Source organism: Sinorhizobium sp. 6-70, from assembly GCF_030124375.1.
In the GTDB taxonomy this organism is placed as follows: domain Bacteria; phylum Pseudomonadota; class Alphaproteobacteria; order Rhizobiales; family Rhizobiaceae; genus Sinorhizobium.
Genome location: NZ_JASKLS010000004.1, coordinates 338,072 through 358,974, shown reverse-complemented (window position 1 = coordinate 358,974; position 20,903 = coordinate 338,072). Strand labels below are relative to the sequence as shown.

17 protein-coding genes and 1 riboswitch are annotated in these 20,903 nt (G+C 61.2%); of the genes, 8 read left to right on the top strand and 9 right to left on the bottom strand.

What is annotated here, in order from left to right:
* The 7 genes from QN222_RS11410 to QN222_RS11380 form a co-directional block, all read right to left on the bottom strand.
* Window positions 1–776: protoglobin domain-containing protein (locus QN222_RS11410; RefSeq protein ID WP_284005435.1), on the bottom strand; the 776-nt coding region annotated here is incomplete at its 3' end.
* Between the two features lie 368 nt (window positions 777–1,144).
* Complete coding sequence (locus QN222_RS11405; RefSeq protein ID WP_283964674.1) at window positions 1,145–1,864, bottom strand: ParA family protein; 720 nt, start codon at window positions 1,862–1,864, stop codon at window positions 1,145–1,147.
* A 191-nt stretch (window positions 1,865–2,055) separates the two neighbouring features.
* Complete coding sequence (locus tag QN222_RS11400) at window positions 2,056–3,201, bottom strand: iron-containing alcohol dehydrogenase (RefSeq protein WP_283964673.1); 1,146 nt, start codon at window positions 3,199–3,201, stop codon at window positions 2,056–2,058.
* Complete coding sequence (locus QN222_RS11395; protein WP_283964672.1) at window positions 3,198–4,583, bottom strand: aldehyde dehydrogenase family protein; 1,386 nt, start codon at window positions 4,581–4,583, stop codon at window positions 3,198–3,200. The genes QN222_RS11400 and QN222_RS11395 overlap by 4 nt, the downstream gene beginning before the upstream one ends.
* Before the next feature lie 159 nt (window positions 4,584–4,742).
* Window positions 4,743–6,107 carry a glutamine synthetase family protein gene (locus QN222_RS11390; protein ID WP_283964671.1) on the bottom strand — a complete coding sequence of 455 codons (1,365 nt, stop codon included), beginning with the start codon at window positions 6,105–6,107 and terminating at the stop codon, window positions 4,743–4,745.
* 94 nt (window positions 6,108–6,201) lie between these two features.
* Entirely contained in the window at window positions 6,202–7,749 is a 1,548-nt protein-coding gene (locus tag QN222_RS11385; protein WP_283964670.1) for an amino acid permease, read from the bottom strand.
* Window positions 7,750–7,858: 109 nt separating this feature from the next.
* A complete protein-coding gene (locus tag QN222_RS11380; RefSeq protein ID WP_283964669.1) occupies window positions 7,859–8,632 on the bottom strand; it encodes an N-formylglutamate amidohydrolase in 774 nt (257 codons plus the stop codon).
* A 195-nt stretch (window positions 8,633–8,827) separates the two neighbouring features.
* On the opposite strand from QN222_RS11380, the gene QN222_RS11375 reads away from it, so the two are divergent.
* The 8 genes from QN222_RS11375 to QN222_RS11340 all read left to right on the top strand — a co-directional run bounded on the left by QN222_RS11375 (window position 8,828) and on the right by QN222_RS11340 (window position 18,521).
* Window positions 8,828–9,685: a MurR/RpiR family transcriptional regulator gene (locus tag QN222_RS11375; protein WP_283964668.1), complete on the top strand. Its 858-nt coding sequence runs from the start codon at window positions 8,828–8,830 to the stop codon at window positions 9,683–9,685.
* Window positions 9,686–9,886: 201 nt separating this feature from the next.
* A complete protein-coding gene (locus QN222_RS11370; RefSeq protein ID WP_283964667.1) occupies window positions 9,887–10,990 on the top strand; it encodes an ABC transporter substrate-binding protein in 1,104 nt (367 codons plus the stop codon).
* Window positions 10,991–11,061: 71 nt separating this feature from the next.
* On the top strand, window positions 11,062–11,946 hold the full coding sequence (locus tag QN222_RS11365; protein WP_283964666.1) for an ABC transporter permease subunit: 885 nt from the start codon (window positions 11,062–11,064) through the stop codon (window positions 11,944–11,946).
* Window positions 11,943–12,731 carry an ABC transporter permease gene (locus tag QN222_RS11360; RefSeq protein WP_283964665.1) on the top strand — a complete coding sequence of 263 codons (789 nt, stop codon included), beginning with the start codon at window positions 11,943–11,945 and terminating at the stop codon, window positions 12,729–12,731. Before QN222_RS11365 ends, QN222_RS11360 begins: the two co-directional genes overlap by 4 nt.
* A gap of 4 nt (window positions 12,732–12,735) precedes the next feature.
* Complete coding sequence (locus tag QN222_RS11355; protein WP_283964664.1) at window positions 12,736–13,797, top strand: ABC transporter ATP-binding protein; 1,062 nt, start codon at window positions 12,736–12,738, stop codon at window positions 13,795–13,797.
* Between the two features lie 528 nt (window positions 13,798–14,325).
* Window positions 14,326–14,492: riboswitch (FMN riboswitch) on the top strand.
* A 90-nt stretch (window positions 14,493–14,582) separates the two neighbouring features.
* Window positions 14,583–15,056, top strand: a complete 474-nt coding sequence (locus tag QN222_RS11350) for a 6,7-dimethyl-8-ribityllumazine synthase (RefSeq protein WP_283964663.1) — start codon at window positions 14,583–14,585, stop codon at window positions 15,054–15,056.
* 189 nt (window positions 15,057–15,245) lie between these two features.
* On the top strand, window positions 15,246–16,130 hold the full coding sequence (locus tag QN222_RS11345; RefSeq protein WP_283964662.1) for an AraC family transcriptional regulator: 885 nt from the start codon (window positions 15,246–15,248) through the stop codon (window positions 16,128–16,130).
* 183 nt (window positions 16,131–16,313) lie between these two features.
* The gene (locus tag QN222_RS11340; RefSeq protein ID WP_283964661.1) at window positions 16,314–18,521 is read left to right on the top strand and encodes a TonB-dependent siderophore receptor; all 2,208 of its coding nucleotides are present in this window, start codon (window positions 16,314–16,316) and stop codon (window positions 18,519–18,521) included.
* Window positions 18,522–18,621: 100 nt separating this feature from the next.
* Here the strand turns inward: QN222_RS11340 and QN222_RS11335 are convergent, their stop codons facing one another.
* Both QN222_RS11335 and QN222_RS11330 read right to left on the bottom strand, forming a co-directional pair.
* Window positions 18,622–19,899 carry a low temperature requirement protein A gene (locus QN222_RS11335; RefSeq protein WP_283964660.1) on the bottom strand — a complete coding sequence of 426 codons (1,278 nt, stop codon included), beginning with the start codon at window positions 19,897–19,899 and terminating at the stop codon, window positions 18,622–18,624.
* A 73-nt stretch (window positions 19,900–19,972) separates the two neighbouring features.
* Complete coding sequence (locus tag QN222_RS11330; protein ID WP_283964659.1) at window positions 19,973–20,776, bottom strand: LuxR C-terminal-related transcriptional regulator; 804 nt, start codon at window positions 20,774–20,776, stop codon at window positions 19,973–19,975.
* Window positions 20,777–20,903: the final 127 nt, after the last annotated feature.

The following is a 20,903-nucleotide window of genomic DNA, read 5'->3' as shown; positions in this document are numbered from 1 at the left end:
GCATCCGCGATTTCCTTGGCGTTCAGGTGAATCTGACTGGCGCCCACGCCGATCCCGCCGATGACCCGCGCCAATTCGCTGATGGCGTGATTGAAGTTTTCGCGAAGTTCGCTGTAAGCCTCCGGCAGGTCGGACGTGATGCGCGCAGTCAGATCGCCATCGGAAATCTGCTTCAAGGCCGCGCCGAACGTGCGGCTGACGAGCTCCCGCTCGCCGGCAAGCACCTCCTCCTGCACGGCACGCTGCTTCGTGACGTCGGAGGCGTCCATATAGACCGAGATGGAGAGGTCCATGTCGAGGAAGACGCCCTTGATCAGGCTTGCCAGCATCGCCCCCATCTCTTCCGCCGAGGTCGTCTGGCGAGAAAAGACACCCCCTCTCGGCCAATGCGCCTTTACCGCCGCACCGATCAGGTGCTCAGCAATCAGCGCATAGCCGCCGATATACCAGCGCGGCTCGAGGCCGATCTTGGCGTGGACCTGGCCGATCGTGCGCACTCTGGCGCCATATTCGGCATTGAAATTCGCATCGGCGATGTTCGCCCAATGGCCGAGCTGGGCGTTCTTGGCGCGGTTGATATGTCCGTCGGACGAGAAGAAGGCGTTGGTCTCCGGCGTCTGCTTCACCTTTGCATAGAACCGGTCGAGCGCAGGTCCAAGCTCCTTCTGCAGGAGCGGCTTCAGCGCCCTTAGATTTGTCTTGGCGGCTTCATCCAATGCCATGAAATTGAGACGGCCGGCGATATCCTGGCCGGCGGTGGAGGGTTCCGTCTTCATCCGTGAACTTCCCTGCGTAGAGCTCGACTGGGTCATGGAAGGTCGGAACCACCGATACTGAACCTCGGCATCGGGAACCCGTCGCCGCGTTCATGGCGGCCGCGTCGCCCGCATGTTTTCTTCGATCGCCCCCGATTTCGGGAGAAAAACATGCAGAAATTCAAAGTGCTACGGCGACCTTTGTGTGTCTTGGGAGACGCACAGCGCTGTAGACGTTGACGCGTATTCACTTTCCATCGGCAGGGTTAAAAGAGCGTGGTAAAGGAAACCTTACGCGCGACGGCCATTCGGTGGACCTAGACAAAAGATTCAACCGGAATTGACCATCGTCAATTCCGGTTGGGTTCGGGAGAAAGGCCAAAATGCTGCTACGCGGCGCGCAGTTGCGCCCAGGACGGCACCCGCGATGCCCAGGAGCGCTGCGGACGAGCAGGCAAAAGCGCCTGGACTTCTTGGGCAAGGGCCAGAGCATTCTCGCGCGCCTTGTCGAGATTGCTGACGCGACCTGTATCCATCGTCTGCAGCGTTCCGCCGCACTCGAAAATCTCGCGATAGGCAGCGCGTTCCACGATCGGCGTTTCGAGCATTGCAACACCCCGCGACGCAAGCAGCGTCTTGATCGTCTGGAGCGCACGCGTCGTCACCAGCGAGTTGACGCGCGTGAGCACGACTGAATGCTTGATGCGCACCGTCGCCTTTTGTTCGAGATGGCGGATCAGTTCGAGGATCTGGACAGCGCCCTGCGCGTCCATCGCGCAGCCCTGAACCGGGATAAGCACCTGGTCGGAAAGGCCGAGTGCCAGCGCGACGATCGCATCCTTCGCCCCGGCGAGGTCGATAACGATGAAATCCGCCTCGTCTTTCAGTTCGCGGATATGACAGGGCAGCGATGCCGGCGTGATGTGCGAGATCACCTCAAGATTGGCGACATGGCCGGAGACCTCCGACCAGCGCGTGATCCAGCGCTGCGGATCCGCATCGAGCACCACCACCTTGTTGCCCTGTCTTGCCAGTTCCGTCGACAGGATCAATGCCGCCGTCGTCTTGCCGGCGCCGCCTTTTGCGTTGGCAAATGTGATGACCGCCATCTTCCACCTCATTCCGTCATTGTTTCGAGCCCCGGCCGATGCATCGGCGGCGCCCCTTAACAGAGCCTTTCAGAACATGGTTAACGAAACGGAAATTTTGGCGGGCAAAGATTAACCGCGGGCTTGGCAACCGACGGCAAAGCCCGAAAAACCAAGGTCTTCCGGGCTTCGAAAAAATTAACGCGATCCGCTCAGATGCACTCTCTGAAGAGTTTCTTCGCCGCGTCGAGGGTCAGTTCGACCGGGTTGCCGCCGGCGGTCGGATCGACGATCGCCATTTCCGACATTTCATCGATGCGGTCAGTGCCGACGCCGAGCGCGGAAAGCTTATCCGGCACGCCGAGTTCCTCGCGCAGCTTCAGCACGTAGTCGTAGAAACCGTCGAAACCGCCGGCGATGCCGAGATAGGCGGCAGCGCGGGCGATCTTGTCCTCGATTGCCGGCCGGTTGAAGCGAAGCACCGGCGGCATCACCACGGCATTGGTCATGCCGTGATGGGTGTTGTAGATCGCACCGACCGGATGGGAGAGCGAATGGATCGCGCCCAGTCCCTTCTGGAATGCGACGGCACCCATCGCCGCGGCACTCATCATATTGGCGCGCGCTTCGATATCCGCGCCGTCCTTGTAAGCGCGCGGCAGGTATTCCTTGACGAGCCGCATACCTTCAAGCGCAATGCCCGCCGACATCGGATGATACAAGGGCGAGGAATAGGCCTCCAGGCAATGGGCGAAGGCATCCATGCCCGTGCCGGCCGTGATGACCTTGGGCATGCCGACTGTCAGCTCCGGATCGCAGATCGTGACGCCTGGAAGGAACTTCGGGTGGAAGATCACCTTCTTCACGTGGCTCGCCGAATTGGTGATGACGCTGGCGCGCCCGACTTCCGAACCGGTGCCGGCGGTCGTCGGAACCGCAACAATCGGCGCGATGCCCTCGACGCTTGCGCGCGTCCACCAGTCACCGACATCCTCGAAATCCCAGACCGGCCGCGTCTGGCCGACCATGAAGGCGACGCATTTTCCGAGATCAAGGCCGGAACCGCCGCCGAAGGCAACGACGCCGTCATGGCCGCCCTCTTTGAACGCCTTCACCCCGGCTTCCAGGTTCTTGTCGTTCGGGTTTGGGTCGACGTCGGCGAAGATGGCGCGGCCAAGACCGCCCGTCTCCAGGATGTCGAGCGCGTTCTGCGTGATCGCCATCGGCGCAAGACCGCGGTCGGTCACGAGCAGCGGCTTTTTCATGCCGAGAGCCTTGCAATGGCCCGCAAGCTCCTTGATCCGGCCGGCGCCGAACTTGACGGCGGTCGGATAGCTCCAGTTGGCGGTGATCGTCATGCTGTTACTTTCTTCAGATGATAGGATTTCGGACGGGTGAGATTGTGGAAGCCGAGGATCGAGAGCGAGCCGCCGCGGCCCGTTTCCTTAACCCCCGTCCAGCAGAGCGCCGGATCGAGATAATCGGCGCGGTTCATGAAGACGGTGCCGGTTTCGAGATTGCGGCCGATGCGCGAGGCGCGCTCGGCGTCCTGCGTCCAGAGCGAAACGGTCAGGCCATATTGGCAATCGTTCATCAGCTCGATCGCCTCGCCGTCGTTCTTCACCTTCATGATGCCGACCGCCGGCCCGAAGGTTTCCTCGCGCATGAACTCCATCGAATGATCGACATCGACGAGGATCTGCGGCGCGAGATAGGCGCCGCCGTCATCCTGCGGGAAAAGTTTGGGATCGATCAGCGCCTTGGCGCCCTTCGAAACGGCATCGGCGATCTGATGCCGCACGGTTGCGGCAAAGCGCTTGTTGGCCATGGGGCCCAGCGTCGTCTCCGGATCGAGCGGATTGCCGAGCTTGTAATTGGAAACCCAAGCAACCGACTTCTCGACAAAGGCGTCGTAGAGCGATTCATGCACATAGATGCGTTCGATGCCGCAGCAGCACTGGCCGGAATTGTAGGTCGCGCCGTCCATCAATGTGTCGACGGCGGCATCAAGGTCCGCATCCTCCATCACATAGCCCGGATCCTTGCCGCCAAGCTCGAGGCCAAGGCCGGTAAAGGTGCCGGCGGCGGCACGTTCGATCGAGCGTCCGCCTTCGACCGAGCCGGTGAAATTGATGAAATCGAAGCTTTTGGCGGCAATCAGCGCCGCCGTCGTGTCGTGATCGAGGAAAAGGTTCTGGAACACATCCGCCGGCACACCGGCCTCGATGAAGGCGCGCACCATGCGCTCGCCGACGAGGATCGTCTGGCTCGCATGCTTGATGATGACCGTATTCCCGGCCATCAGCGCCGGGGCGACAGTGTTGATCGCGGTCATGTAAGGGTAGTTCCACGGCGCGATGACCAAGACGACGCCATGCGGCTCGCGCTCGATGCGCCGCTCGAAACGGTCGCTCTCTTCGACAATGATCGGTTTCAGTGCATCGGCGGCGATCGAGGCGACATAGTTCGAGCGCTCATTGAAACCTTTGAACTCGCCGCCATAGCGCACCGGCCGGCCCATCTGCCAGGCAAGCTCGGGCACGACCTCGTCGACCATCTCGTTGAGCCGCGCGACGCCCGCGAGCACGAGCTTGACGCGCTCCTCGACCGGGCGCTTCGCCCAGATTTTCTGTGCCATACGCGCGTGGGCCACGGTCTGTCTGGCGAGTTCCAGCGGCATCGCGGGGCGCTCGGCGTAGACCTCGCCGTTCACTGGGGAAATGCATTTGATCATCGTCATGATCGTCATCCTGCTTTTGCTTTCAACAACAAGACCCCTCCCAGCGCCGCGCGCCGCCCTGCCTGCGAGGGGGAAACGCACCACGCGCTCTCCACACACCTAACCGGAGTGCGCCAGAAAGCCCTCCTCCTTGTGCGGAGGGGTTGGGAAGGGAAATTCTTACGCTCTTTCGAAACCGCGCGCGACCTCCCAGTCGGTGACGCGCCGGTCGTATTCCTCCTGCTCCCACCGCGCCGCGCGGGTGTAGTGATCGATCACGTCGTCGCCGAAGGCGGCACGCAGCATCTTCGAGCCGGTGAGTGCCTCGGTCGCATCCCTCAGCGTGTGCGGGATCTCGCGTATGTCCTTGCCATAATAGGCATCGCCGACGAATGGCGCTTCGAGTTCCATCTTGTCTTCGATGCCGGATATGCCGGCGGCGATCAAAGCGGCAAAGGCAAGGTATGGGTTGAGGTCGGAACCGCCGACGCGGCATTCGATGCGGATCGCCTTGGTGTCCTCGCCGCAGAGGCGATAGCCGGCGGTGCGGTTGTCCTTGCTCCAGATCGCCTTGGTCGGCGCGAAGGTGCCGGCCATGAAACGTTTGTAGGAGTTGATATAAGGCGCCAGAAAATAGGTGATCTCGCTCGCATGGGTCAGAAGCCCGGCGACGTAGTGCCGCATCAGCTCGGACATGCCATGGGGCGCGCTCTTGTCGAAGAAGAGCGGCGCCTCGCCGTCGGCGCTCCAGAGCGACTGGTGGATATGCGAGGAGGAGCCGGCAGCCGAATAGTTCCACTTGGCGAGGAAGGTGATGGCCTTGCCGCGCTGCCAGGCGATTTCCTTGCAGCCGTTCTTGATGATGGCATGCCGGTCCGCCATTGTCAGCGCGTCGGCATAGCGGACGTTGATTTCCTCCTGGCCGGCAGAGGCCTCGCCCTTGGAATTTTCGACTGGAATGCCGGCGCCCTGAAGGCCGTTGCGGATCGCCCGCATCACGTCCTCTTCCTTGGTCGTCTGAAAGATGTGGTAGTCCTCGTTGTAGCCGCTGGCGAGTTGCAGGTCGCGATAGCCGGACTGGCGCGCATCGTCGTAGGATTGATCGAAGAGGAAGAATTCCAGCTCGCTCGCCATGAAGGCCTTGAGGCCCATCGCCTCGAGGCGCGCGATCTGCTTCTTGAGGATGGCCCGGGGCGAATGCGGCACCTCTTCGTGCGTGTGGTGATCAAGCACGTCGCAGAGCACCAGCGCCGTGCCTTCAAGCCACGGAATGCGCCGGAGCGTCGCAAGATCAGGCTTCATCGTATAGTCGCCGTAACCCTTCTCCCAGCTCGTCGCCTTGTAGCCGGAGACCGTCTCCATCTCCATGTCGGTCGCAAGCAGGTAGTTGCAGCTATGCGTTTCCTTCCACGCGCTTTCGACGAAATATTCCGCATGGAAGCGTTTGCCCATCAGGCGCCCTTGCATGTCGACCTGGCAGGCGAGCACCGTGTCGATGCGGCCGGCGGCGACATCCTCTTTCAATTCCTCGAACGAATAGCTCATGAAAGTATCATCCCATGTTTCGGTGCGACCGTTCCCGTGGCCGCAAAAAATGAGGCGGAAGCCGCAGGCGCGGCCCCGCCTTCTTGTTGTTTAATCAACGTTGCCCGACGGCCTTTTCGGCTGCGACGATTTCGGCCTGCCGGCGCGCAACTTCGTCACCGATCGGCGGCCCGCGGAAACGGCGGCTCTCGAAGCCGAACCAGACGATGCCCGTGACGACCAGGAAGCCGACGGTGATGTAGAGCGCCCAATCGTTCGGCGGCTGAATGCCGAGCACGAAGATCAGCACCATGGCGATGATCGACAGCACGGCGAAGAGCTTGAACGTACCCTCGCCGAGATCCCAAGGACCCATCTTGTCCCACTTCGAGGTTCCCCAGGCGAAAAAGCCGAGCGTGATCGGGATCGCGAATGAGAAGAACAGGAAGATGACCGTGCAGGAGACGACGATGGTGTAGACGGGCGTTTCGCCGATCGAGACGAGCGACGAGCCCCAGACGAAGAGCACGGCAAGGATCGACCCGGTCCAGATCGCCGCAACCGGCGTGCGATAGGTCGGGCTGACCTTGGCAAGCGCCTTCGAAGCCGGCAGGCCGCCATCACGCGAGAAGGCGAAGATCATGCGCGAGACCGAGGTCACCGTCGCCAGACCGCACAGCCACTGGCTGACGAAAATGGCGAGATAGAGAATGTCCTTGATGACCGGGTTGACCTGCGCGTCCATCGCCCAGAAGAACACGTTCCAGCCCTGCTTGGCGGCCTCGTCCATGTTCGGGATCATCAGCACGAAGGCGCAGAGCATGATGTAGCCGAAAAGCGCCGACCAGAGCACCGACGAAACCATGCCTCGCGGCACGGAATGCGCGGCCCTTACCGTCTCCTCCGACGTGTGCGCCGAGGCGTCATAACCGGTGATCGTGTAGATCGGCAGAAGGAGGCCGAGCAGGAATACCCAGGTTCCAGACGTCTCCGGCCAGACGTCGCCGCCCGCTTCGCCGGAATAGTTCGCGAAGGTGAAGAGCCTGCCGATCTCGTAGGTGTCGGCCGCGGCAAGGCAGACCACGGCGAGCAAGATCGCGGTCACGAAGATCAGGTAGCCCGAGAAGTCGGTCAACTTCGCTGTCAACCCGATACCCATGTGGTTCACAAGGGCCTGCAGGCCGGTGATGATCGTAAGGAAGACAATGCGGGTGGTCGTCGTGTCTTCGAGGCCGAAATAGGGTGTCCCGAACGTGCCCATGAAGAAGTAATAGGTGCCGACGTTGATGGCGCCGAGAACCGTTACAAGTCCGAGCAGGTTGAACCAGGCCGTCAGCCAGCCGGTGAACCGGTTGCCGAGAATCGAGCCCCAGTGATAGAGGCCGCCGGCAGTCGGATAGGCAGAGCCGATCTGCGCCATGGCGACGGCGAAGACCAGCGAGATGAAGCATCCGAGCGGCCAGCCGATGCCGATCGCCGCGCCACCCGCACCGGATGTCGCCTGCGCCAGCGAGTTGATACCGCCCGACAGAATGCAAATGATCGAGAAAGAAACGGCGAAGTTCGAGAACTGGCTCAAGCGCCGCTCGAGCTCCTGGGCGTAGCCCATCGAATGCAGGACCTGCATGTCCTGCTTCTTATCGACATCGGTGTAGTCTGACATCTTCTATCCCCTGTTTTCTCCTTGACCTCGCGCGCCATTGCAGGAGGCCCCATCACACCCGCTCCGGCATCGGAACGGGACCGCGGCTTTGCCGCTCCCCAGAGTCTTTTTATCGTGCAGGAAGGGCGGCCCTACTCTTGACGAGCAGCCCTTCCAGATAATCAGCCATGACCCTCTGGCTAATCTCGTCCCGAATGAGATCGTTTCTGATCTCGATCATCACGTTCGGCAGTCCGTTTCGCACGCCGTACTCTACCAGGCTGTGCGTTACGCCGTCCGCCGGCCCATAGGGCTCATTGCGGCGGATGTCGTAGGCGACCTCTCCGTCCGTCGCGATCGCGAGCATGCGGTCGGCAAACCGGCTGTCGGCATCGTGCAGGATGCCGATTTCGACGGCGCGCGGCTCACCGAAATAGACAGGCGTGAAACTGTGCATGGTGACAAGGAAAAGGCGCCGTCCGGCGGCCTTGCGCTCGGACACGAACCGCGCCACGGCGTCGCGAAACGGGAGATAGATCTCCGCCACCCTCGCCTGTCGTTCTGCGGCCGACATCGCCCTGTTGCCCGGCACCTCGTAGACTTCGCTGACGGCCGGCATTGCGGCATCGGACTCGGGCGGCCGGTTGCAGTCATAGGCAAGGCGCGAAAAGCGTTGATGGATGAGCGTGCTGTCAAGCCTGTCGGCAAGACGTCCGGCGACCGCCAGCGCGCCGGGATCCCAGGCGATATGGCTCTCCAGTGCTTCTTTTGAAAGGCCGAGCGTTCCTAGACGCTCCGGCAGGCGGCGTGACGCGTGCTCGCAGACGAAGAGGAAGTCTCCCTTCCCGCCCGCATTGTCGATGGCGACCGGATCGCCCTCTGCCTGCGTCAAAAGTCCCGTCAAAACCGGCGCCCCCAAATTGCCTCGTCAGACGATCTTAATGAAGAGAATTCTTCACGAATCAGGGAGTGTCAACGGAAATCTGAAACGATCTCTTCAAAAAGCAGATTGACTCCGATTGTGACAGCGATGTTTAATTCGTCACAAGCTGGCGCAGACCAGTTCAGGGGCACGACATTGACCAGCAAAGCGGCATCCATGACGGTGTCGGATGTGATCAACGCACATTTCGCGGCGCTGACGCGCGCCGAGAAGCAATTGGCGGAGACACTTCTCGACAACTATCCCGTCTCCGGACTCGGTTCGATCACCACGGTCGCCGAGAACGCCGGCGTTTCGACGCCAACCGTGGCGCGCATGGTCCAGAAGCTGGGCTTCCGCGGATTTCCGGACTTTCAGGCAAGGCTCCACCAGGAGCTCGAGGCGACGATCTCCAATCCGATCGCCAAGCACGATCGCTGGGCCGCCAGCGCCCCCGGCACGCACACGCTTAACCGGTTCGCCGATGCAGTCATGGGGAATATGCGCCAGACGCTGTCCCAGATAGAACCGCGCGAATTCGATCAGACCGCCACCCTGATCGCCGACTGCAAACGCAATATCTATCTTGCCGGCGGGCGCATCACTCGCTCCTTGGCCGACTACTTCTTCACCCATCTCCAGGTCATCCGCACCGGGGTTACCCAGATCGCCGCCAACCCGAGCTCCTGGCCGCACTACGTCTTGGACATGAAGCAGGGCGACGTTCTGATCCTGTTCGATATCCGCCGGTACGAACAGGAGATGGAAACGCTTGCCCGCATCGCCCGCGATCGGCGCGTCGAAATTGTTCTCTTCACGGACCAATGGGGTTCTCCCGTCGCCAAATCCTCTTCCAAGGTCTTCCGCGTGCAGATCGAAGCACCCTCGGCCTGGGACAGTTCGGTCATGCTGCTCTTTCTCGTCGAGGCGCTGATCGAAGCCGTGCAGAACATGAACTGGGACGAGACGCGGGACCGGATGAAGATGCTTGAAGGCCTGTTCGATTCGACACGCATTTTCCGCAGGCCGGTCTAGGGAGGAGCCGGCAGTTTATGGACCAAGCTCACTGGATACCACCGGGTGTTTGCGCAAATCAGGACGACCGCCGTCCCGCGACCGACACGGATGGCGCGAACGGGACAGAGCCTGTCACACAGGCTTCATCGCGCCTCTTTAACAGCATCGCCGAAATTACAACGAACGATTTCAACTGAAAGCACAATAAGGAGAACGTCAGTGATTTCAAAGACTCAACGCCTGCTCTCGCTTTCCACCGCCATGCTGCTCGCAACGTCGGCAATCGCCGTCGCCGAGCCGAGCGAGGAGCTTATCGCCGCCGCCAAGAAGGAAGGCACGCTGACCACGATCGCGCTTCCGCACAACTGGTGCGGCTACGGCGACGTCATTGCCGGCTTCAAGGCCAAGTACGGCCTCGAAGTCAACGAACTGAACCCGGACGCCGGTTCGGGTGACGAAATCGAAGCAATCAAGGCCAACAAGGGCAACACCGGTCCGCAGGCGCCCGACGTGATCGACGTCGGTCTGTCTTTCGGTCCGTCGGCCAAGGCCGAAGGCCTGATCCAGCCCTACAAGGTCTCGACCTGGGACTCGATCCCGGATAGCGCCAAGGACGCGGAAGGCTACTGGTACGGCGACTATTACGGCGTTCTCTCGTTCGTGGTGAACACCGACATCGTCAAGGACGTGCCGAAGGACTGGGCCGACCTCAAGAAGTCGGACTATGCGAACGCGGTCGCGCTCGCCGGCGATCCGCGCGCGTCCAACCAGGCCGTCCAGGCCGTCTATGCCGCCGGCCTTTCCGCCGGTGAGAAGGATGCCGCCAAGGCTGGCGAGGCTGGTCTCGGCTTCTTCGGCGAAGTCAACAAGGCCGGCAACTTCGTTCCGGTCATCGGCAAGTCCGCTTCGCTCGCGCAAGGCTCGACCCCGATCATCATCGCCTGGGACTATAACGGTCTCTCCTGGCGCGACAGCCTGAACGGCAACCCGCCGGTCGAAGTCGTCGTCCCGGCTTCGGGCGTCGTCGCCGGCGTCTACGTCCAGGCGATTTCGGCCTTCGCCCCGCATCCGAATGCCGCCAAGCTCTGGATGGAATACCTCTATTCCGACGAAGGTCAGCTCGGCTGGCTGAAGGGCTATTGCCACCCGATCCGCTTCAACGACCTCGCCAAGAACGGCAAGGTCCCGCAGGAAATGCTCGACAAGCTGCCGCCGGCAGCGGCCTATGAAAAGGCCGTCTTCCCGACACTCGAGGAGCAGGAAGCCGGCAAGACGGCAATCACCACCAAGTGGGATGCCATCGTCGGCGCCAACGTCCAGTAATATTGACCTCGGCCTCCCCGCCCCGCACCGGCGGGGAGGCTTCCTTTGATGCCGGGACGGCCGGAAACGCGATGACCATGACAACAGCAATAGCAGCACCCCGGATCAGCAAACGGGCGATCATCGATTGGCTCGGCATCGCGCCGTTCATGATTTTCGCGCTGATGTTCCTGATCGTCCCGACGCTTTATCTCGTGACCGGCGCCTTCCTGACGCCCGAGGGCGAGCTCACGTTCAAGAACATTGCCGACCTCTTCACGCCTTCGATTCTCTCAGCCTACTGGATCTCGATCCGGGTCTCGGTCGCTTCCTCGCTCGGCGGCGCGCTGATCGGTTTCTTCCTCGCCTGGGCGATCGTGCTCGGCGGCGTCCCCACCTGGGTCCGCTCCGGCCTTCTCACCTTTTCCGGCGTTGCCTCGAACTTCGCCGGCGTGCCGCTCGCCTTCGCGTTTCTCGCGACCCTTGGGCGCACCGGCCTCGTCACGGTTTTCCTGCGCGACTGGTTCGGCTTCAATCTCTACTCAACCGGCTTCAACCTCCTGAGTTTCTTCGGTCTCACCATCACCTACATGTATTTCCAGATCCCGCTGATGGTGCTGATCCTGACGCCGGCACTCGACGGCATGAAGAAGGAATGGCGCGAAGCGTCCGAGATCCTCGGCGCCTCACACTGGCAATACTGGCGCATGGTGGCCTTGCCGATCCTCTGGCCGAGCCTGCTCGGCACGACGCTCCTGCTCTTCGCCAACGCTTTCGGTGCAATCGCCACCGCCTACGCCCTCACCGGCAGTTCACTCAACATCGTGCCGATCCTGCTCTATGCGCAGATCCGCGGCGACGTGCTGCACAACCCGAACCTCGGTTATGCGCTGGCGCTCGGCATGATCGTCATCACCGGCATTTCCAACATTCTTTACATCTGGCTGCGGATGCGCGCCGAACGGTGGCAGAAATGAAAGCACAACGCCTCGGCGCCTGGATCGCCATCGCCATCGGAGCGGGCTACTTCATCATTCCGCTGCTCGGCACCCTGGAATTCTCGCTGCGCATGCGGCGTGGCCAATATTCCTTCGACGCCTACGAGTCAGTCTTCTCCGATATCCAGTTCCGCGAGACCTTCGGCTATTCGATGCTGATGGCGTTCTTGACCATCGTCTTCGGCATGCTGCTCGTCGTGCCGACAGCCTATTGGGTGCGGCTGCGCCTGCCGCAAGTGCGACCGGTCGTCGAATTCATCACGCTACTGCCGCTCGTCATCCCGGCGATCGTCATCGTCTTCGGCTATTTGCGCCTTTATAACTCCTCGTCGGTACTGCCGCTGACGGGGTCGACCTCCGGCACGAACGCGCTCCTGATGTTCTCCTACATGACATTGTCGCTGCCCTACATGTACCGCGCGGTCGATACCGCCATGCGGGCGATCGACGTCAGGACGCTGACGGAAGCGGCCGAGAGCCTCGGTGCCAAATGGCCGACGATCCTCTTCCGCTGCATCTTCCCGAATGTGATGAGCGGCGTGCTGTCCGGCTCCTTCATCACCTTTGCGATCGTGATGGGCGAATTCACCATGGCGGCGCTGCTCAACCGGCCGGCTTTCGGCCCCTACCTGCAGCTCGTCGGCGCCAACAAGGCCTATGAACCTTCGGCGCTCGCCGTCATCGCATTCGCCATCACCTGGCTCAGCATGGGTCTGATCCAGCTCGTCTCCCGCTTCCAGAAATCCGCTCCGGCCAAGGCTTGATCACATGGCATTCCTGACACTGACCAATATCCAGAAGTCCTTCGGCCCGGTTCAGGTCGTGCACAACTTCAACATGGGCATCAACAAGGGCGAGTTCGTTTCCTTCCTCGGCCCCTCGGGTTGCGGCAAGACCACCATCCTGCGCATGATCGCCGGCTTCGAGACCCCCTCGGGCGGCTCCGTCGTCATTGACGGCAAGGACCAGGGCGCGTTGAAACCCAACCAACGCAATATCGGCATGGTGTTCCAGGCCTATGCGCTGTTCCCGAACATGAACGTGCAGGACAACGTCGCCTTCGGCCTCAAGGTGGCGGGCGCCGAGAAAACGGAAATCGACCAGCGCGTGAAGCAGATGCTCGGCCTGATCAAGCTTGAGCACCTGGCGGACCGCTATCCCTATCAGCTGTCGGGCGGTCAGCAGCAGCGCGTGGCGCTCGCCCGTGCGCTCGCCGTCAAGCCGCAAGTGTTGCTGCTCGACGAGCCCCTCTCCGCGCTCGACGCGAAGATCCGCGTTTCGCTGCGCGAGGAGATCCGCCAGATCCAGCAGCAGCTCGGCATCACCACCGTATTCGTGACGCACGATCAGGAAGAGGCGCTGTCGATCTCCGATCGCATCGTCGTCATGAATGCCGGCCACGCCGACCAGATCGGCACCCCCTTCGAAATCTACAACACGCCGGCAACCCGTTTCGTCGCCTCGTTCGTCGGCACGCTGAACATCATCGAGGGCAAGGTTGCGGACCCGGCAAGCGGGGCCGTCACCATTGGCGATCAGCGCATTTCCCTCAAAGCGCCGATCGCTGGCATGAAGGGCGGCGACAGCATTTCGCTCGCACTGCGCCCGGAGGCCGGCTCGATCGTCGAGAGTGCGAAGGGCGACACAGCTCTCGCAGGCGAAGTCGTGTCCACAAGCTTCCTCGGTTCCGTCATCCGCACAAAATTGCGCGTCGGTAACGACATCATCTCCTTCGATACGTTCAACGATCCGGGCCTCACCCCGCCGGTCTCCGGCGAGAACGTCACGCTGCGCTTCGCCGCCAGGGACCTGCTCGTCATCCGCGAATAGGTCCCGCTGACTGCATGTATCCTTAAGTCGTTCCGATTTAAGGATAAAAACATGCAGCAATTCAAAGTGCTACAGCGTCCTTTACGCGTCTGATAAGACGCGTGGCGCTACTGCATGTTTCCTTAAATCGTATCCGATTTAAGGATAAAAACATGCAGCAATTCAAAGTGCTACAGCGTCCTTTACGCGTCTGATAAGACGCGTGGCGCTACTGCATGTTTCCTTAAATCGTATCCGATTTAAGGATAAAAACATGCAGCAACTCAAAGTGCTACAGCGTCCTTTGCGCGTCTGATAAGACGCGCGGCGCTACTGCATGTTTCCTTAAATCGTATCCGATTTAAGGATAAAAACATGCAGCAAATTCAAAGTGCTACAGCGTCCTTTGCGCGTCTGACAAGACGCGCGGCGCTGTAGTGCCGGAATGATTTGTTCCGGCAATGCGCGGCCGTGGAAAAATCTGTCGCGATTTCCCGATTTTCCGTCGCAGCGCGCGTTTGACCGCGCCCCGCCGACCTATATAGTCGCAAGCGTTCTCAGGGCGGGGCGAAATTCCCCACCGGCGGTAGCGATCACATGGTCGGATGATCATGTGGCCGAAGCCCGCGAGCGCTTCGGGAGCCTCATTCCGAAGGTCAGCAGATCCGGTCGAATTCCGGAGCCGACGGTTACAGTCCGGATGGAAGAGAGCAAGCAGGAGCGGAGTCCCTTCTCGGGCTCTCCGCGCATGCATGTTCGCCCGACGGGATCATTGGAAACACCCAAACCCTGAAAGGCTTGAGACCATGACCATTCTTTCCCAACCCGCCGCCAGGATTGCAATCGTCCGCGCCCGCTGGCACGCCGACATCGTCGACCGGTGCGTCGATGCTTTCGTCGCGCAGTGGACGAAGCTCGGCGGCAACGCGGCCGACGTCGAGATCTTCGACGTTCCGGGTGCTCTCGAAATCCCGCTGCACGCACAGACGCTCGCCCGAACCGGCCGTTATTCGGCGATCCTCGGAACCGCCTTTGTGGTTGATGGCGGCATCTACCGCCACGACTTTGTCGCCGGCACGGTGCTCGACGGCATGATGCGCGTGCAGCTCGACACCGATGTGCCGGTCCTTTCCGCTGTGCTCACCCCGCATAATTTCCAGGAAAGCGAACCGCTGATCGCCTTCTTCCGCGATCATTTCGTCATCAAGGGCGAAGAAGCCGCCCGTGCCTGCGCCCAGATTCTCGACGCTCGCGCCAAGCTGGCCCTGATCGACGCCTGAGGACTCGTTCGAACAAACATATCGGGGCACGACCAATACCGGTCGTGCCCTCTTTTTTTTGCAAACCGCGGATGGCTGCTGCGGCGCATTGAAAATCCAGATGCACTGCGATATCGAAACTTGACTAAAAAAAGAAAGATTAATCACTTCGTCGGGCCGGGAAGGCCCAGCGGGGCCAGGGACGTGACAATGACATTTCAGCCGCGCATGCAAAACAGGATCAGCGGTTTCTCTGTCATAGGCGGAATGCACCGGCGTCATTGGAACGGCGTCGTCGCGGATGTGTGGGACGTTGAGTGCATTCCCCACGCCGGCGGCTACTATATCGCGGAAGACCCGCGCATGTTCATCGTGCTCGACGCGAAGGGCGGAGGAAATTGCCGAGTCAAACTCGCCTCAAGCGGCAGGAGCGCCGTCCAGAACTATCATCGGCAGGCCCTCTCCTACATACCCGCCGGCGTGGAGCTCTGGACCGATGTCGTCGATATCCAGTACCTGCGGCATCTCGACCTGCATTTCGACGTCGACGCGCTCAGCCGGCGCCTGATGGAAGATCTCGACCCCAGCGCGATCGAGACGCCTCGGCTCATGTTTCAGGACCCTCGGTTTCTCCATCTTGCGGAATTGATCGCGGCCGAATGCCTCAATCCGCAGCCGCTGCACGACCTCTACGGCGACGGGCTGACGCTGGCGCTGTTCATCGACCTGATGAAGATCAACCGAGGCGTGAGCCGCAAACGCAGCCAGTTGGCAGGCTGGCAACTGCGCCGCGCGGTGGACTACATCGGGGAGAACGTCGCCCGCAACGTCCGGCTCGAAGAGCTGGCGAAACTCACCGGGCTGTCACAATCGCATTTCAGCCACGCCTTCAAGGCATCGACCGGGATGGCGCCGCATCAGTGGCAGACAAATGCCCGGATCGAACGCGCCAAGGAAATGCTGATCAAGGGCGACCGGTCGCTGACCACCGTAGCGGCCGAAACGGGCTTCGCGGATCAGGCACACTTCACGCGCGTCTTCAGGAAGACGGTCGGCACCACGCCCGCGCTCTGGAAAAAGTGCCGCCTCTCATGACGGCGGTCGGCCGACCGCCTGGTGCCGTGCGGAAATTTGCCCAGGATCGTTCAATTTTCCCGGATCCGGACAAGCCCGACCGATATACTTGAGATAAACGCTCATCTTATCAACAGGACGACTGGCCACGCCGCGTTCTCCGGGGATGGAGCGCGACATGGCCTATTTCGGGGCAGAGATACGATGCAGAGCAATGGCAACAGAGTGCGTTTGAAGGACGTCTTGGGGGGCGGAGTAGCGTTCGCAGCGCTGCTGGTCGCCGGAGCGGCGCCAGCGCAGGACGGGAGCGCCACCCAACTGGAAAGGCTGGTGGTCGAAGGCGGGGCGTCCGCGAATGGCAGCGCCACAGGCCCTGTTGACGGCTACGTGGCCAAAGCGACCTCGACCGGATCTAAATCTGCGACGCCGGTCACCGCCATTCCCCAATCCGTTTCGGTTGTCGGGCGTGAGGAATTGGACGATCGCGGCGTCGTCAACAAGATCGACGAGGCACTGCGCTACACGCCCGGTGTTGCCACCGAGCCATTCGGCACCGACGCCGACACGGATTGGTTCTACATTCGCGGCTTCAATGCGACCCAGACCGGCGTGTTCCTCGACGGCCTGTCGCTATACAGTTTCGGCTTCGGCGGCTTCCAGATCGATCCCTTCATGCTTGAGCGAGTCGAGGTGTTGAAGGGGCCGGCATCGGTGCTCTACGGTGGCGCCAATCCGGGCGGCATCATTAACCTGATCAGCAAGCGGCCGCTTGACGAGCCGTTCCACTATGCCGAAATCGGCATCAACAACGACGGCAACGCCTTCACCGGCTTCGATCTCAACGACAGCCTGAACGAGGATGGAACCGTTCGCTATCGGCTGACCGGCGAGGTTGCCGGAGGCGACAATTATTCCGACTTCTCCGAGGATCTGCGCGGCTTCGTCCTGCCGCAAATAGCCTATGCCCCGGACGACGCGACGAGCCTCACTGTTTACGGCCTTTTGCAGGGCCTCGACCAGCTGCATGTCGGCAACGGCTTCCTGCCCTATGTGGGAACCGTCGTCGATGCGCCGTTCGGCAAGATCGACCGCGACGCCTTCTACGGCGAGCCCGATCTCGACGAGGGAACCTACGCCCAGCAGATGATCGGCTACGAGGCGAAACACGAGCTCGAAAGCGGCTGGACCTTCACTCAGAACGCCCGCTATGCCCATCTCCACAAGCACGAACAGGGACCCTACACTTTCGGCTACGTCGGCGGCACGCCGACCGGTCCCGACTACCTCCTCAACCGCATCGGTTTCGAGGCAACGTCGAAGGTCGACAGCTTCGCAATCGACAACCGGGTGGAGAACGAATTCGATCTCGGCGGCACGAACCACGCTTTGCTCGCCGGCCTTGACTACAAATATTACCGTCTCGACCACATCCAGGCATGCTGCGGGGCGACGCCGATCAGCGCTACCGACCCGGTCTATGGCGTGCCGCAGGGGCCGAACTTCGTCTACCTGAACCAGGTCGTGACGCAGCAGCAGCTCGGCGTCTATGCGCAGGACCAGATTCGCTTCGGCGACGGCTGGCTCGTCACCCTCAACGGCCGTTACGACTACGTCGATACGGACATCAAGAATGGCACTACCGCCTTCTCCAGCCCCTCCAATTTCTCGTACGACGACGGCGCACTCAGCGGCCGTGCCGGTCTCGCCTATGAGTTCGAGAACGGGATCACACCCTATGTGAGCATTGCCACGTTCTTCAACCCGCTCATCGGCAACCGCGACGCGAACCCCGATCCGGCAGTCGTGACGCTGGTGCCATTGAAACCGGAAGAGGGTTACCAGTATGAGGCCGGTATCAAATACGCACCGACATTCATCGACGGGCTGTTCACCGCCTCCGTCTTCGAGATAACCAAGCAGAACGTCCAGGTGACAGATATCCTTGGTCTGTCCACGCAGTTCGGCGAGGTGCGTGCGCGCGGGATCGAGCTCGAAGCCAAGGTCAATGTCGACGAAAACTGGCAGCTGATCTCGGCCTTCAGCTATACCGACCTCGAGATCACGGAAGATACCAACCCGTCGCTCATCGGCAAAACGCCCTATATTGTCCCCGAAACACAGGCGGCAGTGTGGCTCGATTACACCCTCACGAGTGGCGTGCTCGAAGGCATGAGCCTCGGCGCTGGGGTCCGTTACCAAGGCGAATCCTGGGCCGATGCGGAAAATACGAAGAAGGTGCCGGACGCCACGCTCGTCGATGCTGCGATCCGCTACGAGAAGAACGACTGGGCCGCATCCCTCAACGTCGCCAACCTCTTCGACAAGGAATATGTCAAGGGATGCCAGGGCCTCGAAACCTGCGGCTACGGCGAAGGCCGGACGATCACGCTGAAGCTCAGCAAGACGTGGTAAGCCCGCACTTGAATCACCTCGTGAAGCACCTGAATCGGATCCTCAGGCGCTTCACGCAAAGCCATGAAATGACTCGACAACTGCGTGCCGAAGCATGCCCTCAATGCGCGCTCTGCTCGCCCCCGAGCGCGCGGTCGAGCGATCGTGCCTTGTGGCGATGGCCGGCGCGTTCGTAACCAACGACGGTGATGATCGGCGCGAACATCAGAATAATGAGGCATACCGCCATATCGATACCCGCCATCGCGGCTCCGACTGAAGTCGCCAGCACGAGGATCGTAGCAAGGAACTGCCAGAAATGGCGACGCTCCGCCGCCCTGACCAGATAGATGTACATGGCGTAAATCAAGCCTATGTAGATCGCGACCGGAACGGCAACGGTCATCACCGCCGCGACGGACGAAATATGCGCCTTGTGCTCGATATAGTAGGCGGCGACATGCAGACCCGCGCCCGTCGCGACGATTGCGGCGAAGATCGGCATGTGCCCATAACCCCATACGAGGGAGCGCTTGCGGAACTTGTGAAGGATTTCCGCGCTCGGGAGCGTGAAGTAGATCCACCACATGCCGAAGGTCAGCCCTGTGCCTGCGATGCAGACAAGGGCGACATCGGCACTCCAGCCGTGCCCCTCGACCACCGCTGTCACGGAGGCGACCGTTCCAACCACTCCTTCGCCGAGCGCAATGATGGCGAGCAGGCTGTGGCGCTCGGCTATGTGGTGGGCATGCCAGGGCGTTCCGCCCTGGAACGATTCCCCGATCACCGGCCCGGCCATCTCGACCGCCGTCAGCACGACGACGAAGGCAAGCGTCACGAGCAGGGAGAAATCGATGAAGATCAGCACGATCCAGCCGATCTGCGCAATGGAGATCGCGATGGCATAGGTCGTACAAGCCTTGCTGCGGAGCGGGTCCTCTCGCGCCGCTCTGAGCCATTGGAACACCATGGCGACCCGCATCACCACGTAACCGAGCACCATGATGCCGTTGTTCAGGTTTTCGCCCTTGTCGATCGACTCGAACATAGGCGGAAGTCCGATGGCGAGAATGAGCACGCCGGCCATCTGCACCATCGTCACGCAACGAAACACCCAGTCGTCGGTATCGTAGGCGGATGCGAACCAGGAAAAGTTCACCCAGGCCCAGCAGATCGCGAACGTCGCGAAACCGAAGCCGATCAGCCCGGCCTTGACGTGCCCCTCGGCCAGCAGGTGTGCAAGCTGTGCGGCAGCAAGGCTGAAGGCGATGACGAAGGTCAGGTCGAAGAGCAGTTCCAGCGGCGTGGCAGCGCGATGGCTCTCGTGCGGATCCCGACCGCTCATTCTGGCGACATGATGAGCAACCGAATGCGGCTTGGATGGCGGGATCTCGGACATTGAACGCTCCGGCTCTTTAAGGGAATGCGGGCATCCTCAAATATTCCCTGGAAGCCAGTCAAGGCCGCGCGCCTTACTGGCCGAGATTCTTCAGGTAGAGCGAAAGAAGCTGGGTCTGAGAGGAGATGCCGAGCTTGCGATAGACGTTGCGCCGGTGGACCTTCACCGTGCCTGTCGAGATGCCGAGCTTGAGGCCGATCGACTCCGACGAATGCCCCTGAAGCACCAGTTCGATGATCGCCGCCTCCCTTTCGGTCACGTTCAGATGTTGCCAGACGCCGTCGGCGGGCGGATGCACCGCCTTTCGCCGGCTCCGCCCTGTCTTCGCCAGTGCCACGTCGAAGCGGCGGCCGAGATCGGCCCAGTGATGGCGCACGAGCGCCGCCACCAGCGGCTCCCCCTTCTTGAGCAAAGCGAACTCCGCCGCGCTGAAGGTGCCGGTCGCCTCACGCCGCATCAGCGAGAGGACGACAGTGATCTCATCGCTGATCGGCACGAAAAAGCCGACCTCCTCCGCAAGCCCGGTCTGGACGTAATAGGTGCGGTAGTATTCGCTGGAGAAAAAGCGATCCGGCGCCAGTTCCCGCATCCGCCAGACGCCAGGCTTCGGCGCGCATGCGGCATGATAGAAGGGATCGAGCAGATAGGGCCCGGCCTGATAGAGACTGACGAAAAGAACGTGATCCTTCGCGTCGAAGGTGCTGTAGAGATCGATCGGACGTTCCTTGCCGCGATAGGCGAAGACGACGACATAATCGAAGTTCATCAGGGTCGACATTAGCCGACGAAATGCGCCACCGACGGCCTGATCCTCCATCGGCGCACCGTCGACCAAGGGCGCCAGCGCCTGAAAAAGCCCATCGAGGTCGATACTCAAACCGCGCTCCCCGCCCGATTTTCCCGCTTCGGGGTATACTCCTTCCACAGGGCAATCCGGGTTGAAATACCTCTCTTGGGGTATATACCAGCGCCGCCGCATTTGACTAGGCTGCTCGGCAATGACG